Source organism: Hamadaea sp. (assembly GCF_013362815.1).
Lineage (GTDB): Bacteria > Actinomycetota > Actinomycetes > Mycobacteriales > Micromonosporaceae > Hamadaea.
Window position 1 is genome coordinate 187,022 of sequence record NZ_JABFVK010000013.1, and the last position, 15,464, is coordinate 202,485.

Consider the following 15,464-nt stretch of genomic DNA (forward strand, 5'->3'; position numbering starts at 1 on the left):
CAGTAGTTGGCCGATTACGAATTGTAGTTTCGCCAGCGTGTTATGCCCGGGATGCCGGGCCGGGGTCTGGTAGATCATCTACGTGTCCTTGCGTTTCCTACGTCCGGCCGTCCGGGCTGCTCTTGCTTTCGGCCTGCTGCTCTCCGTCATTCCGATGGTTCCGGCGTCGGCGGCCTCGTCCCGCCACGGGCGGGTCGCCCGCGCGGCCGGTACGCCCGGCGTACCGCAGGACCCGATCGTCATGTACGCCGAGGACTTCGAGCACGATCCGGCCGACACCCCGATCCGGCTCACCGCGTACACCGGAGCCGCGCCGCTGAGCCAGACCTACACGGCGGACGCCGGCTGGCTCAAGGGGTGCAACGGCTGGGTGCTGGACGACAGCTCGACTTCGGACGCGTACAAGCCGGGCATCGCCGACTGCGGCAACAGCACGAAGTTCTGGAACCAGATTCGCGATTTGGCGGACGTGCTGGGCGAGTTCAACGGTTCGGCCGACTCGAACGCCAATCACGCGGTTGCCGCGTTCACCTGGACCGCGCCCGCGGCCGGCAGCGTGGAGTTCGAGACCGACAAGCCCATCCCGCTCACTGCGTCGAACCGGTTCCTGACGTTCTCGGTCAATTCCGTCGCGGTCAACTGCTCGGTGTCTGCGCCGAAGTTGAGCTTCTCGTTGCTGAACGGCTCCGCCGCGACGTCGGTGACCGCCAAGCCGGTGAACCCGTGCACCGACCCTGATGCCAAGAGCTACACCTCCGACGTCGCCGGGACGGCGAAGGCCGTGCGCGGGTACGCCGACAAGCCACTATTGTTCACCGGGAACGAAGTCGGCATCCGGATGACGAACGGCAACGGCAGCGGCACCGGCAACGACGCGGCGTTCGACGACATCGAGCTGGTGGACGTCACGCCGCAGATCGACAAGGCGTTCAGCCCGGCGGCGGTCGCCTCCGGCGGGACCACCACGCTGACCTTCACGATCACGAACACCTCGGACCTGCTGGCCAAGCCCGGCTGGTCGTTCACCGACGCGCTGCCCGCCGGGATGACCGTGGCCGCGCCCCTGACCACCTCGACGACCTGCGCCAACGGGAAGGTGACGGCGACCGCCGGGGGAGCGTCGGTCGGGCTGGCCGGGGATCTGAAGGAGGACCAGGCGTCGTGCACGCTGAGCGTCGGCGTCACCGCGCCGAAGGGCACTTATCGCAACTGTGCCGCCAACACGTCCGAGCTCGTCGGGGTGAATCCGCCCGACTGCGCGACGGTGCTGTTCGACGATCCTTCGTACGCCATCAGCAAGGTTTCCTCCCCGCCGTCGGGAACCGCCGTGCAGCCGGGGGAGAAGGTCACCTACACCGTGACGGTCACCAACACCGGGCGGGTGCCGGTCGACGCCACGGTGGCCGATGACCTGTCCGGCGTACTGGACGACGCGTCTTACAACGGGGACGCGGTCGCTGGAACGGGGAAGCCCGCGTACGCCGAACCGAAGCTGCTCTGGGCGCACACGTTGCCGGTCGGCGGCTCCACCACGATCACGTACTCCATCACCCTGCACGATCCCGGCAGCGGGGACGGCGTACTGACCAATCAGGTGACCGGATCGGACGAGTCGAACTGTCCTACTGGGACCGAGCCGGGCTGCACCACGACCGTCGGCCCGGCGAAGCTGAAGATCGTCAAGACCGCCGACGCCACGACACCGGTCCAGCCGGGGCAGAAGATCACCTACACGCTGACCGTCACGAACACCGGGATCGGCACCGCCACCGCGGTGACCGTCACCGACGACCTGGGCGGCGTACTCGACGATGCGGCCTTCTCCAGTGCCGCCGCCTCGGGTGGTGCGGTCGGCTTTGACAGCCCGACGTTGACTTGGAAGGGCGACGTCACCGCCGGTACCCCGGTCACGATCACGTACTCGGTCGTCGTCAACGCGACCGGTGGCGACCGTACGCTGAAGAACGTGGTGACCGGGCCACCCGGCTCGAACTGCGAGCCCGGCTCGGACGATCCACAGTGCACGGTGTCGCTCGGCGTGCCGCGACTGGACGTCCGCAAGTCGGCCACGGCGTCAGCGACACCCGTGATCCCCGGAACGACCGTCACCTACCAGGTCACCATCGCCAACACCGGCGGAGTGGACTATGCGAAGACGACGGTCACCGACGACCTGTCCGGCGTACTGGACGACGCCTCCTACAACGGCGACGCCGTCGTCTCGTCGGGCGAGGCCACGTTCGCGAGCCCGGTTCTGTCGTGGACTGGGGACGTCGCCGTCGACGCGACCGTCACGATCACCTACACCGTGACGGTGAAGAATCCGCTCAGCGGCGACGGCAAGCTGGGCAACGTCGTGACCGGCCCGCCCGGCTCGAACTGCCTGCCGGGCTCGGCCGATCCGGCCTGCTCCGCCCAGCCGAAAGCCGCGGCACTGACGATCCACAAGTCGGCGAACACCACCACCGCGAAGCCCGGCGACGTCGTCACGTACACGGTCACCGTGACCAACACCGGGGCAGCCTATCCCGACGCGCAGGTCACCGACAACCTCAGCGGCGTCCTCGACGACGCGGTCTACAACGGCGACGTGACCGCCGACAGCGGGAAGACGGCGTACGAGCAGCCCACGCTGACCTGGACCGGCGACGTGCTCGCCGGTGCGACCGTGACCGTCAAGTACTCCGTCAAGGTCCGGCAGCCGGTCCCCGGGGACCATGTGCTCGGCAATATCGTGACCGGGCCGCCCGGGTCCAACTGCCCGGCGGAGCCTGCCGACCCCGCCTGTTCCACCACGGTGAACGTCGCCGACCTCGTGGTCGGCAAGTCGGCCCATGCATCGGCGACTCCGCTGACGCCGGGGGCGACCGTCACCTACACGATCACCGTGGCCAACCCCGGCACCGCGGCGTACGCCGGAGCTGCGGTAACGGACGACCTGAGCCGAGTGCTCGACGACGCCGGCTACAACGGCGACGTGACCGCCGACGGCGGCAAGGCCGCGTACGAACGGCCCACCCTGAGCTGGTCGGGTGACGTGGCGGCGGGTGCGACGGTGACGATCACGTACAGCGTAACGGTCACCGGCGGCGGGGACGGTCTCCTGGCCAACGGCGTGGTGGGTCCCGGCCCGTCGAACTGCGCGCAGAACTCCCTCTGCGGTACGCCGAACCTCCCCGTCGCCGAACTGCGCATCGCGAAGTCGAGCGACGGCCCGGCGCTCGGCCCGCTCGACCCCGGAGGCATCGTCAAGTACACCGTGACGATCAGCAACATCGGCACGGCTGCGTACCCGGCGGCCGAAGTCGCCGACGACCTCACGAACGTGCTCGACGACGCGGCGTACAACGGCGACGTGGCTGCCGACGCCGGGAAGGTCGCCTTCGAAGCGCCGACGCTGACCTGGACGGGCGACGTCGCGGCGGGCGCTACGGTCACGATCACCTACTCGGTGACCGTCGATGACCCGGATGCCGGTGATCGCATACTGACCAATGTGGTCACTGGACCGCCGGGATCCAACTGCGCCAACGGTTCCAGTGATCCGGCGTGCCGGGAACGAGTGCCACGGGCCGACGTCGCGGTGGCCAAGACCGCCGACCGTACGCACGCCGGTCCCGGCCAGATCGTCACCTACACCGTGCGCATCACCAATTCCGGCAAGGCCGCCTATCCCGCGTACGCGATCTCCGACGACCTGTCCGGCGTACTCGACGACGCGGTCTACGACGACGACGCCTCCGCAGATTCGGGGCATGCTTCCTATGCCCAGCCGACCTTGTCGTGGACCGGTGATGTCCCGGCCGGGTCGACGATCACCGTCACGTACTCCGTGACCGTCGGCAACCCGCTGCCCGCCGGGGACGACAAGCTGATCAACGCGGTCACCGGCCCGCCCGGCTCCGGCTGCGCGCCGGCCGACCCCGGTGACGGCTGCACCACAGTGGTCGACGCGCCGCGCCTGGACTTCGGCGATCAGCCCGACAGCTACCAGACGACTCGGGCCACTGGTGGGGCGTACCACCGGATCGTCGCGACCTTGCGCCTGGGCGCGGGCATCACGGCAGACTCCGATGGCCGACCGTCGGTGCAGGCCGACGGCGATCAGGACGACGGTGTCGTGGCGGTACGCGGCGCGACCGCGGGCAGTGACCAGCTGAGCGTGGACGTCCGTGCCACCAACCTTGCGTCGACCGAGGCGGTCCTGGCCGGTTGGGTGGACTTCGACGCGGACACCGACCTGGATAGCGTCGAGGCGCAGCAGGTCGTCGTCCCCGCCGGAACGAGTGCCGCGACCTTCACGCTGACCTGGCCCACGCACATCACAGGTGGGCAGGTGCTCCGGCTGCGGCTGCGGTTGTTCGGCGACCTGCCTTCGGTCGAGTCGATGGCGCGGCTGGAGCTGACTCCGGCGATCAGCCCGATCGGCTTCGGCGGGGCGGGTGAAGTCGAGGATTACGTCTGGGACATCCCCGGCACGCCGCCGTCCCAGTACGCGGACCGGCCCGACCAGTTGAGCGACACCGGTGACGACGTCCTCGGCCTCGCGCAGTCCGGAGCCGCCCTGATCCTGGTCGGAGCCTTCCTCGCCGCAATTGGTCGACGGCGTTGTGCCGCTAGCTGAGCACGATGGACACGGCGCCGGACGGAACCCGACACCTGCGGTGAAGGTGAAGTGGGACGGGCTGGTGCCGCTGTTGGTCCAGTCGATGCCGCCCGAGCCGGACGAGGACTCGGTCCGCGACGCGGAACGACATCACGCGCGCATTCGCCCGCGCGGCCGCGGCGTTCCGTAGCGTGGCACGGCACCTGGACGAGCCGACCGAAGGCCACCAGGCTCCGACGGTAACCGGCATCGATGTCGTTTCTCGCTGAGTCGATACGTGGCTCAGTGCCGAAAGGAGAAACTGGATATGGCATTCACTCCGCGCCGGGCGTGGTCCCGGCTGGCTGTCGCGGCTGCGGCCGCCGCTCTGGTGGTCACCGGTCTGGCGGTGCCCGCCTCGGCGAACACGACGGTCATAAACTGCACCGGCGAAGTCGAACTCGCCTTCTCGCCCGGTCTGACGTACAGCGACCAGACGGTGTCCTACACCGGCGAGGACCGTGCGACCTCCTGCATCAGCGTGACCCACCCGTACCTGCACTCGTTCGTCGGCCCGTTCAGCGGCACCGCGACCCAGTCCTGCGGAACCCTGCTGGACGACGGCGTCGGCACCGAGGTTCTCTATTGGAACGGCGGCACCACGCTGACCAGCACGTGGACCTACAGTTACGTCGCGCAGCAGCTGGCCAGCGTCGTCGTCTTCACCGTCACCGGCACCGTCACGAGCGGCGTCGCCGCAGGTGCTGTGCTGAACCAAGTCAACGTCATCCCGCTCGCCGACTTCCTGGCCTGTTCGCAGCCTGGCGGGTTGCAGGGCTACACGGGTGCGTCCACCTGGGTCTTCACCGGCTGAGACTGCTGTTTCGTCGGCCGGGGAGCAGCCGGATGCGACAGCCCCTGTATCAGGCAGCCCGGATCCCGGCTGGCGACGAGTCGGACCACAGGGATGGTGGTCCGACCCGTCGCCGTTTGGCGTTCGGCGTTTGGCGTCGAGGATCAGGCGACCGTTCCGGGCTGGGCGGACAGGAGGTATTGGGTCCAGCCGGAGGTGTCGACGGCACCTGCGCCGGTGATGTCGGATCCGCTGCCGTTGAACGGGTTGGTATCGATGTAGCGGAACAATGAGCCCTCCGGTCGGTGCCCGAAATAGACACCACCGCCGGGCGAGAGCAGGTTGTCGAAGACATTCCACGTGGAGGACTTCAACTCGTAGCCCTTCCAGCTCCCCGCGCCGTTGATCTTGTAGGAGAGGAGGCGGCCGTCGCTCGCGGTGCCGAGGATCCAGTCCGGTCCGGTCGTGGTAAGGGTCTTGAGGGTGAAGCCGCTGTCGATTTTGGTGTTGTTCGTGATGTCACCGGCCTCGGGTTTGGCGGCGCTGACTGTGTAGCGCCGAAGGACGCCGTCGGCGATGCCGAACAACGACCCGTCACCGTCGTAGGCCAGCAGGTCGTGCGTCCAGCCGGAACCCAGATACGCCGGTCTCTCGAACACGAGCTCGTCGTTGTTGGTGATCACGTTGATCCGGTACAGGTTTCCGAAGTTGCTCGTGACCAAGACGGTGCTGAAGTTGAGCGTCGCCATGGCCTTGGGTGCGAAACCGATCGAACTCGCGGAGACGACGGCACCGTGCGTTCGATCACCGCTCGCCACGTCAACCGCGGTGTACGTCATCTTGCCATCGCTGAGGAAGCCGTAGATCTTGGCAGTGCCGCGTGGTTGCCCGCCCCATTGGCCGAAGTCCGTGGAGCGCGCCTCGTTGCGGTCGCAGTCGGCGCCGTCGACGGTGATGCCGTTCTGCACCTGGCGTAACTGTGCCCGGCTGTCCCAGCTGCCGCCGGACCAGGCGTAGGTCTGCCAGCCCCAGGTGATCTTGCCGGCGTCGAAGAGACGGTCGATGACGTAGTAACCGCCGTAGGCGCCGGTGCGGCTGCGACCGAGCACCGAGGCCACACCGTCGAAGTAGGAGTTGATGGCGGACTGCTGCGCCTCGGTGGCGTCGAAGTCGACACTGAAGTAGATCGGCCGGTCCGCCGGCATGCCGCAGGCGATCGCCTGGCGCTGCGCCTCCTTGGCGTTCTCGAGGCCGGCGGAGTACCCGTTCAGCGCCTCGTTCGCCGAGTACTCCCAGTTGACGACGATGTCGAGACCAGCAGCGCGTAGTGCGTCGGCCTCGCTACGGGTGAGGTTCTTGCCGGTGGTGCTCCAGCTGACATAGCGGCAGACGAAGGAGTATCCGGCGGCGGCGATGGCGCTGGGATCGGGGCGGCCCCAGGAGTAGTCGATGCCTTGCCGTGTCGCGGCGTGGGCTGGCGAAGCCAACGACAATCCCGTTACGGTGCCGAGTGCGGTCGCCCCAGCGGCACCCAGCAGCGCTCGGCGAGAGATGTGTGTCATCGCCGTCAGCCCTCTACCAGGCGGGTGGAAGGGAGCATTGGGGCTCTGCCAGTGTGGTCGACGGCGCCGGCCGCAGCAGCGACCGCCACCATGCCCGGCAAACGCGAATGGAGGTTCGGTGTCATGCCAGGCAGAGTCGGGTACGAGGCTTGAATCGTCCTTGAACAATTCTTGAATGCCCTGAGTGCGGGACGGCAGGCTGGAGGCGGAACCGCTGTCCCAGGTATCCATCGAGCTGGGTCTACTTGACGGCGACCTCGTCGCGTACTCCCGAGGGCATGGCGTCGCAGTTCTCCCGCCTCGTGCCGTGGGTGGACGCAGCCAGGCAGGTTGCCGCGGCGAACGCGCGCCAGGGCTGTCCTGGGACATCTACAACTTCTACGACGACAACGCCAGCCTCACCGACAACGAGACGATGGCCGAACACCAGCTGCGCCGCCCGAGTCTCGCCACGACGCTGGCCCGAGGCAAGCAGTTCGCGATCAGTGAGCGGTGCAAGATCTACGATGCGAACGACGTGCTCGTACTGAAGCCCGCCACGGCGGCATTCACTACAGCCCCCTAACCCATCCCCCCAGCGTCCCCTCACCGCCTGCGGGGCTGCGAGGGGACGCTGGTGGATGGTTAGGACAGCTTCACGATGCCGGGAAGACCCTTCTCCACGTAGTAGATGTCGCTGAAGTACACCCGGCAGTTGCCGTCGGTGGCGTTTCCTCCGGCGTGGACCCCTCGCGCGATGACCGACGACGAGCCCGTCTTGATCGTGTACACCGGAGCGCCGGAGTCCCCACCGCGCGTACATTTGCCGGTGCTGTTGCCGCGCATGGCGTTGCGCATGGTGGTGCCGTCGGACCAGCGCACGACGAGGCCGTAGCTGGTGACGGTGAACCCGCAGACCTCGCCTTGGGTCTTACCGCTGACGCAGAACTTGGTGCCCATGCTGGTCGGGACCGTGCTGCGGCCGACGACCGCGCGTGTCGTGCTCGAGGTCGGCCCGCCACTGAACACGCGTGGCGATGAGCTGTAGGAGGAGTAGAGCTTCACGAGCGACGCGTCGCCGACGTAGTAGCTCTGGCCGTGCACGCGGACCGATCCGGTGGAGTTGTTCCAGGTGTCCTCGACGACTGTGCCCACGTGGTAGCTCCATGTCCAGCCCTCGCCGTTCAGGGAGGTGCAGTGTCCGGCGGTGAGGATGTAGGAGACCCCTTCGTGCGTCCAGGAGAAGCCGGTGCTGCAGACCTCGGCTCCCGAGAAGTAGCCGCCGCCCTTGAATGGGCTGCTGTCGTACTGGCGGCTCTCCCGTTCCGGTGCGACGAGCCCGGGAACCAGCTGGATCGCGATCGCGCTCGTTCCGTACGCAGTGGCCAGGCCCTCGCGCAGCGCTTCGTCGACCGCGGCCGCCGTCACCACGACGCGGTTCTTGTCCGGCTGCAGGTACGCCTCGCGCAGCAGATCCCACGACGGAATGTCGCGCCGATCGAGCACGGTGTCGAGGATGCCGTCCAAGGCGGCGTGACTGTGCGCCACCCGATACACCGACGGGTAGACGAAAACCATGGTCGGCGTACCAGCATTGGTCTCGTCGAGCGGCGAGCTGTCGATGGACATGGCCTGGCTGGCCTTGTCCATGGTGGTGGCGCTGGCGGCGTAGCTGAGGGGAACCGCCAAGTAGCCGGAGTTGGAGATGTAGGGCGTCGCGTATTCGGTCGGGTTCGCCCGTGCCCGATCCATCGCGATGTCCCACGCCCGCTGGACCTCAGGGGCGACGGTGGACTGATCGACGTAAGGATCGGTGGTGAAGACCTCGACCGCGGTCGAGGTGGCGGGCTGATCGCCGGCGGCAGCGGCCGGAGCGGACCAGGTGGGGACCGTGAACACAGCCATGGCGAGCGCCACGGCCAGACCGTACGGGAGAGATTTCCGCATCGGCTGAGCATGCCTGACGATTTGGCTCAAGATCTACACGGGCGGGTGCGCGCATTTTCGGTCACCCGTCCCCGCAGCAGAAGGATCCGCCCTCCTCGGAAGCGGCCACCTGAGCGCACTTCTCAGGTGGCCGCTGGAACTACCGGAACTAGAGGTCGTACTCGGCGCGGATCACCTTGACCAACGCCGGAAATGATTCCTGGTCGCCCCCGACCATACGGTTGTGGGTGAAGGCGAAGGCGAATCGGCGTTCCGGGTCGGCGAATCCGACCGAGCCGCCGGAGCCGTTCATACCGTAGATCGTCGTTCGGGTGCCCCAGTCGGAGAACGGGTTGCCGAGGAAGAACCCGTACGCCTTCGGGATCGGCGCGCCGAAGACTTGGTCCGGGGCAGCGGTGCGCTGCCGAGTGGCCCGTTCGACGACGCCCGGGGAGGTCAGCTCGCCCGTCATGAACTTGGCGTACAGCGTGGCCAGGCCGTGGGCGGTCACCGTGCCGGAGGCCGGCAGGCATGCGCTGCGTACGAGCTCGCGGTTGGTCAGCTCGGCCACCGGTAGCACCAAACGGGGCGCGACGCGATGGAAGTTCGGGGGCAGGCCAGGCAACATCGCAGCCCAGTTGCCCTCGTAGAGGGTGGCGGCCGGGACATCTGCGGGAAGGCCGAAATAGAGTTCGCCGGACACGCCCGCCGACGCGGCGACGTCGCGTAGAACGTCCTCGATGGAACATCCGGCGGCCCGTTGCACGATTTCGGCGGTCAGATGCCCGTAGGTCCAGCCGTGGTATCCAGTGGCGGTGCCAGGCTCCCATTCCGGCGTCTGTCCGGCCAGCCAGGCGGCGACCGAGCGTACGTCGACGAGCTGTTCGGCTGTGATGTCTGCGGGCAGGTACGGCACACCGGCCTGGTGGCTGAGCACATGTCCGAGCGTGGTAGAGCCCTTGCCGTTGGCGGCGTACTCCGGCCAGAACTTGGCCACCGGGTCGTCGTAGTCCAGGACTCCGCGATCGACGAGGGTGGCCACGACAATCGCCGCTGCGCCCTTACCGGCCGAATGCGACGGAAACAGTGTGCGGGTGTCGACCGGTGTTCGGGTGTCGAGATCTGTGACACCCGCGGCTGCGTTGACGACGAGCTGTCCGTCCACATAGGCGGCGACCTGTACGCCGATCTCCTGGCCGGAAGCGACGAGCTCGTCGAGGTGGTTCTGGATCGACATGATGGTTCCTCCCCTGATCTTGTACTAAGACGAATATTAGACTGAGTACAAGATATTCGCAAGGTTGGCCGCGGGGTTCGTCGCGCTGGAAGGGCTCAGCAACTGGACAGTCGCACCGCCGGCTCGATCTCCGCGCTTGTGAGCGTGGAACGACAGAGCCAGGCAGGTCTGCGGTACGGAGAACTTGAGCTCTCGGTGTCCATTGCGGAGACGGCTCTCGATGTCTATGAGTCGGACGTCGCGCACCGCGCTACGCCGGTGCCGACCGGCAGCCGGGTGGCCGTCGGGCTGTCCATCGTCGTGCCCTGGGACGAGTATTCCTTCCCGCCACGTCCCGTCGCCTCTTCACCGGACCCGACAAGGGAGGCGTTCTGCGGCAAGCCGTGGATCGCCTCGGCCCCGGATCCCACACAGCCACGGTCTGGCGTCTTCACGTGGAACAAGCCGATCGAGGTCACGGTGCGTACCGGCGCGCCGATCGAACTTGACGTGTTCGTCGGCGACAGACTCCTCACGACCTGCCGGAGCTGGACCTATGCCGAGTTCGCATGCGCCTTCGACATCGGGCCGAACAATTGGGCAGCCTCGGCCGGATTGACCCCCGGCGTCGGCGTCCAAGTGACCGTCACCGTGGTTCCCCGGCACGCCACCGATCCGTGGGCGATGTACTTGATGGGAAGCGCGCCACCGTCTCGCTGATCCGGCGGTGCATTCCTGCCCGGGGTGTGCGCGAGCCGCCGGACGAGGCAAATCAGCTGATCGCGGCATATCGGGCTCGTCCTCGTCGCATAATCGGGTTCCGTGGCAGCGGCGGTCGCGCCGCATGAAGGGCGCGGCGGCGCGTCCGGAGGGAGTCCGATCGTGGCAGCCGTCGACGCCGCGGCCGTCGAGCGCATGACGACCAACCTCTACATTCGGCGGCCCTGGAACAGCCCGAGCTCGACCCGGTTCTGGGTGTTGCTGATCTTGGCGTCGATCATCGCCACCGCCGGAGTGGTCGCCGACTCGACCGCCACCGTGATCGGCGCGATGATCGTCGCGCCGCTGATGACGCCGATTCTCGGCACGGCGCTCGCGCTGGTGCTGGCGGACCGATGCCGTCTCGTACGCAACGTGCTGCTGGTGCTGGCGGGTGCTGCCGCCGTGGTGGTCATCGGGTACCTCATCGGATTCCTCGCTGCCCCGCCCGACGCGTTCGCGACCAACAGCCAGGTGTCGTCCCGGATCAGCCCGAAGCTCATCGACCTGCTCGCCGCCCTGGCCACCGGCACGGTCGGCGCGTTCGCACTGGTGCGCACGGACATCTCCGACGCGCTGCCGGGCGTGGCGATCGCCATCTCGCTGGTGCCGCCGTTGGCTGTCACCGGTCTGCTGATCAACGTCGGCCGGTATCACGACGCGTCCGAATCGGCGCTGCTGTTCGGCACCAACGTTGCGGCGATCATCGCCACCGGCACCGTCGTGTTCCTGCTCTATCGCGTACGCGGAGCGGCCGAAGCCGCGGGACGCCCGGTCGGACGGCTCCGGGGGCCGACCCTCGCCGTCGTCTGCCTGCTGATTCTCCTCGTCGCCGTCCCGTTGACGGCGGGCAGTCTGGCCGTGGCGCGCGACGAACGACTCGAAGCCGAGGTCAAGCCGCTCGCGGCGAGCTGGGCCCAGGCGGCCGACTGGCAGATCGCGTCGGTCGACGCCCGCAACGGCGTCGTCACCGTGACCGCGCTCGGCCTGCCGCCCGAACTGGACGCCGCGACACTGCGTCAGGCCATGGACGACGCCGGACTGGCCGGCACCGATCTGCGTATCCGTCTCGTCGGCGGCAACACTCGATTGTGCTCGGCCCGGCAGACAACGTGCGTGATCGTCGCCGGTTCGTAGTCCGAGGATCGGATCCGTCTGATCTCCACATCGAAGTCCAGGAACGGGCTATCGCCTGCTGCTCGCAATGAGGCGGTCCTCGGGCGGGCGTATGCCCCTTGGGCTCAGTCGACGCTCCGCGTATTGAGGCGCGTTCTTGATCCGCCTGGTATGGAGAATTTGCAGTTCTCCCACCTGGTCCAAGCGAGGTACGTGATTCTGAACTGAGCATCGCCGTGTCCGAGTGCAGACGGTGGCTCGGCGGTGGACATTGTCGCGGGGGCGGGTGGTGTTCGGTGGCGGACGAGGCGGGTCCGGCGTGGCAGGCGGACTGGGTGCCGGTGGAGCGGCGGTGGCTCGGCCTTGATCGGCGTACGCTGCTGCCCGCTGGGCTGGTGGTCTTGCTGGTGCTGATCGCTGGTTGGATCGTGCCGGCGATCAACAAGTCGGTGCAGGTCGACGACCCGATCCAGGCGGGCGAGATCGTGCAGGTCGGGCCGGGGGTGCAGTTCACGCCGGTGGCGGGGGCCAACCTTGCCGCGGGGCTGCGCCAGAGCCCGGACACTCCCGCTGGGGAGTATCCGAAGACGGCGGCGGTGACCTATCAGGGTCTGGTGTTCGAGGTCGTCACCGACACCTACCACGGCACGCCCACCCAACTCCTGGAACAGATCAAGACCAACGCCAAGGGCTTGCGGGGTGCGGCGGCCGGTTTCCAGGTCACCAGCGATCCGATCATCATCGCCAACTCGGCGGGCCAGCATGGGGTCGCCGCGCACTATGACGGCCTGGGCCAGACCGGTCTCGTCGCCGCGTTCGTGTTCGGCGACACCGGTGTGGAGATTCAGCTCTACGGCCCGCCGAACTTGCCGGACACGCTCAGCCAGCCGGTCGCGGCGATGCTGCAGTCTGTACGCCCCGTCGACAGGAGCGGATCATGACGGCCGTTTCGCAACCCACGGCGGCGGTCGCCGCCCGCAAGGCGGCGATCGATCAGACCGGTTGGGGCCGGCCCGTGTCGCTGTGGCAACCGCGCAACGCCTGCACGTGGGTCTACCTCATCGGTGTCAGCTACGGCGTATGGACGCTGATCGGCCTGCTCAATCAGCGCATCCGGCTCTATGCACCGGCTCTGACCGTCAGCGCTGTGGTATTCGCCTGCTACGCGGTGCTGTTCTGGTGGTTCACCGCCCGCATCGACCGCTACTCCCGTCAGCCCCTCGTACTCGTCGTGGCCGCCTTCGTATGGGGCGGGTTCGCCGCGACGTGGGGGATCGCGCTGTCGGGCAACGGTGCGCTGCTCGACCTCTACGGCAAACTGTTCGGCCCGACGTTTCAGCAGAACTGGGGCGCGGGGCTGGCTGCGCCGATCTTCGAGGAGTTCGGCAAAGCCGCCGGAATCCTGCTGCTGATGTTCATCGCCCCCCGTGTGGTCCGCACCGCCTACGACGGGTTCATCCTCGGCGCATTCTGTGGCCTCGGGTTCGAAATCATCGAAGACATCTACTACGGTCTGAATGCCGGAGCGGAGGAGTTCGGCTCCCAACAGGTGTCCACCGCCCTGCATGTCGTCGTGCTGCGGCTGCTGACCGGCTTCACCTCCCACATCCTGTACTCGGCCATCGCCGGAGCCGGAGTCGTGTACCTCGTCGGCACCGTCGCCCAACGCCGCCGCATCGGCCTGGGCATCGGGCTCGTCGCGACCGCGATGATTCTGCACGGTGTGTGGGACGCCAACTCCGGACTCAGTGGTGGCAACGGCGGTCTGATGATCGCGCTGCTGATCATCGAGATCATCGTGGCGTTCGTGATCGTGATCGCCGTGTTCCACCTGACCGTCAAACCCGAACGCGAAGCCATGCGCGCCGTCATGAGACCCGAAGCCGACAGCGGCGTGATCACCGCCGAGGAACTCGACGCTCTGTCCGGCGGCTGGAAACAACGCCGTGCTTATCGCAAGGCCGCAATGGGCCGCGCGAACCGTCGTGCCCGGCGTCACCGGCTCGAAGCCGCCCACGACCTCGCCGACCAACTCGGCGCCGCCGCGGGTACCGACAGCGAACAGGTTCTGTTCGCCCGAGCCGAGCTCCAACGACTCCCATTCGGCGTACCGTCTGGAACGACACCTACGGGCCACTCGTAGTAGTAGGCGGGGTCGGCGTGAAGCCAGTGTGGTTGCGCATGCCCGGGCTGATTCCTTTCCCAGGGATGGATCAGGGTAGTCCCTGGTTGCCTGGCACTCGTCGATCGTGGTTGCGTTGGCGGATGCTCAAGAGCTTTGGTAAGGCGTCGGGGTTCCTCGTCGCGGCCGTGGCCTCGATGGTGATCGCGGCCGTCGTCGTCGGGATGTTCGCCCCGGCGTGGGCATCGCGCGACGGGCAGCCGTGGCCGGTGATGGCGGTGGGTGCCTCGCTGATCCTTGGCGTGACCGCACTGTGCCTTCGCCTCGAGCGGCGCGGCTGGGCGACCGTGGGACTGCGACCGGGGTGGGCGTGGCTGCGTCAGTTCGCGTTGGGGCTGTTCATTGGTGCCGGGCTTGTCGGCGGGCTCGCGTGGCTGCTCATGCTCGGCGGCGGCCTTTATTGGCAGCCGAATCGGCCGTTCACGACAGGACTGATGCTGTCCGGCACGACGTATTTCGGGTTCGCGGTGCTGGTCGAGGAGCTTGTCTTTCGCGGTTACGCGTTGCGGCGTCTCGCTGAAGGCATCGGCGAGGTCAAGGCGATCGTGGTCATGGCGGCCCTATTCGGTGGTTACCATGTCCTGAGCATCGGTTCGAGCATGTCGGTGAAAAGCGGCGGCAGCGAATTGGTGTGGACGGCGGTGGGTCCGCTGGCCGGCGCGATTGTCTTCGGCGTGGCCGCGTTGCGTACCGGCGGCATCGCGCTCCCGCTCGGACTCCATCTGAGCTGGAACTGGACGCAGTGGCATTTCTTCACCTTCCCAGGCGACGACAATCCGATCGGGCTGTGGAACCCGATCGTCACCGCGCGCTATGCGGACCACCCGGCGGTGTTTCGCGTCGGCTATCTCTCGGCGATGACCGTGGCGCTGCTGGTGGTCCTGGCCCTCACTCGTAAGAAGCAGGGCTTTCGGGCGCCGACGCTAGGGGTAGCCGGTCTGGGTTGAGCGATGGTCTGACGCGTGTGCTCAACACGGTCTGTCGCAGTCTTGTGACGATGGTGAGATTCATTGACCATTCTCGACGCTGACGTGCGCCCTGGCCGGCGTATGCCCTGGGACTGTGCGCACCAGCGCTGACAGGTCGATGACGCCGGTCGGTCGACCTCGAAACAGGTGTTCGGCGCGGCAGACCCACCTCCCGGCAATGCCGCGGCCCGCCGCGCGGTCAACGCGTTCGTACCGGCCGCGCAGCGGTCGGAAGGGAGGCGGAACCTCAACCACAACCGACAGCCCGGCTCACTTGCGGGGAGGCCATACGCTGCATTCGAAAATAGCCATCTGACG

11 protein-coding genes are annotated in these 15,464 nt (G+C 67.4%); 8 read left to right on the forward strand and 3 right to left on the reverse strand.

The window, feature by feature from the left end:
• Positions 1–82 precede the first annotated feature (82 nt).
• Together HOV77_RS05865 and HOV77_RS05870 are read left to right on the forward strand one after the other, a co-directional pair.
• Entirely contained in the window at positions 83–4,624 is a 4,542-nt protein-coding gene (locus HOV77_RS05865) for a GEVED domain-containing protein (protein ID WP_290858607.1), read from the forward strand.
• Between the two features lie 289 nt (positions 4,625–4,913).
• Entirely contained in the window at positions 4,914–5,459 is a 546-nt protein-coding gene (locus HOV77_RS05870; RefSeq protein WP_290858614.1) for a hypothetical protein, read from the forward strand.
• Positions 5,460–5,602: 143 nt separating this feature from the next.
• Here the strand turns inward: HOV77_RS05870 and HOV77_RS05875 are convergent, their stop codons facing one another.
• Positions 5,603–7,000 (reverse strand): DUF1906 domain-containing protein, encoded by a 1,398-nt coding sequence (locus HOV77_RS05875; RefSeq protein WP_290858618.1) that lies wholly within the window; start codon positions 6,998–7,000, stop codon positions 5,603–5,605.
• Between the two features lie 184 nt (positions 7,001–7,184).
• On the opposite strand from HOV77_RS05875, the gene HOV77_RS05880 reads away from it, so the two are divergent.
• Complete coding sequence (locus HOV77_RS05880) at positions 7,185–7,565, forward strand: hypothetical protein (RefSeq protein WP_290858620.1); 381 nt, start codon at positions 7,185–7,187, stop codon at positions 7,563–7,565.
• Positions 7,566–7,624: 59 nt separating this feature from the next.
• On the opposite strand, the gene HOV77_RS05885 is transcribed toward HOV77_RS05880, so the two are convergent.
• Complete coding sequence (locus HOV77_RS05885; protein ID WP_290858622.1) at positions 7,625–8,926, reverse strand: S1 family peptidase; 1,302 nt, start codon at positions 8,924–8,926, stop codon at positions 7,625–7,627.
• A gap of 148 nt (positions 8,927–9,074) precedes the next feature.
• Entirely contained in the window at positions 9,075–10,142 is a 1,068-nt protein-coding gene (locus HOV77_RS05890) for a serine hydrolase domain-containing protein (protein ID WP_290858624.1), read from the reverse strand.
• A gap of 144 nt (positions 10,143–10,286) precedes the next feature.
• Here HOV77_RS05890 and HOV77_RS05895 point away from each other — a divergent pair, with 144 nt between their 5' ends.
• From HOV77_RS05895 to HOV77_RS05915, 5 genes are all read left to right on the forward strand, one after another.
• Positions 10,287–10,841, forward strand: coding sequence for a hypothetical protein (locus HOV77_RS05895; protein WP_290858630.1), 555 nt, complete (start codon positions 10,287–10,289; stop codon positions 10,839–10,841).
• A gap of 162 nt (positions 10,842–11,003) precedes the next feature.
• Positions 11,004–12,017 (forward strand): DUF389 domain-containing protein, encoded by a 1,014-nt coding sequence (locus HOV77_RS05900; protein ID WP_290858633.1) that lies wholly within the window; start codon positions 11,004–11,006, stop codon positions 12,015–12,017.
• A gap of 275 nt (positions 12,018–12,292) precedes the next feature.
• Entirely contained in the window at positions 12,293–12,937 is a 645-nt protein-coding gene (locus HOV77_RS05905) for a hypothetical protein (RefSeq protein WP_290858635.1), read from the forward strand.
• Entirely contained in the window at positions 12,934–14,139 is a 1,206-nt protein-coding gene (locus tag HOV77_RS05910) for a PrsW family intramembrane metalloprotease (RefSeq protein WP_290858637.1), read from the forward strand. Before HOV77_RS05905 ends, HOV77_RS05910 begins: the two co-directional genes overlap by 4 nt.
• A gap of 38 nt (positions 14,140–14,177) precedes the next feature.
• Entirely contained in the window at positions 14,178–15,125 is a 948-nt protein-coding gene (locus tag HOV77_RS05915; RefSeq protein WP_290858639.1) for a type II CAAX endopeptidase family protein, read from the forward strand.
• Positions 15,126–15,464 lie beyond the last annotated feature (339 nt).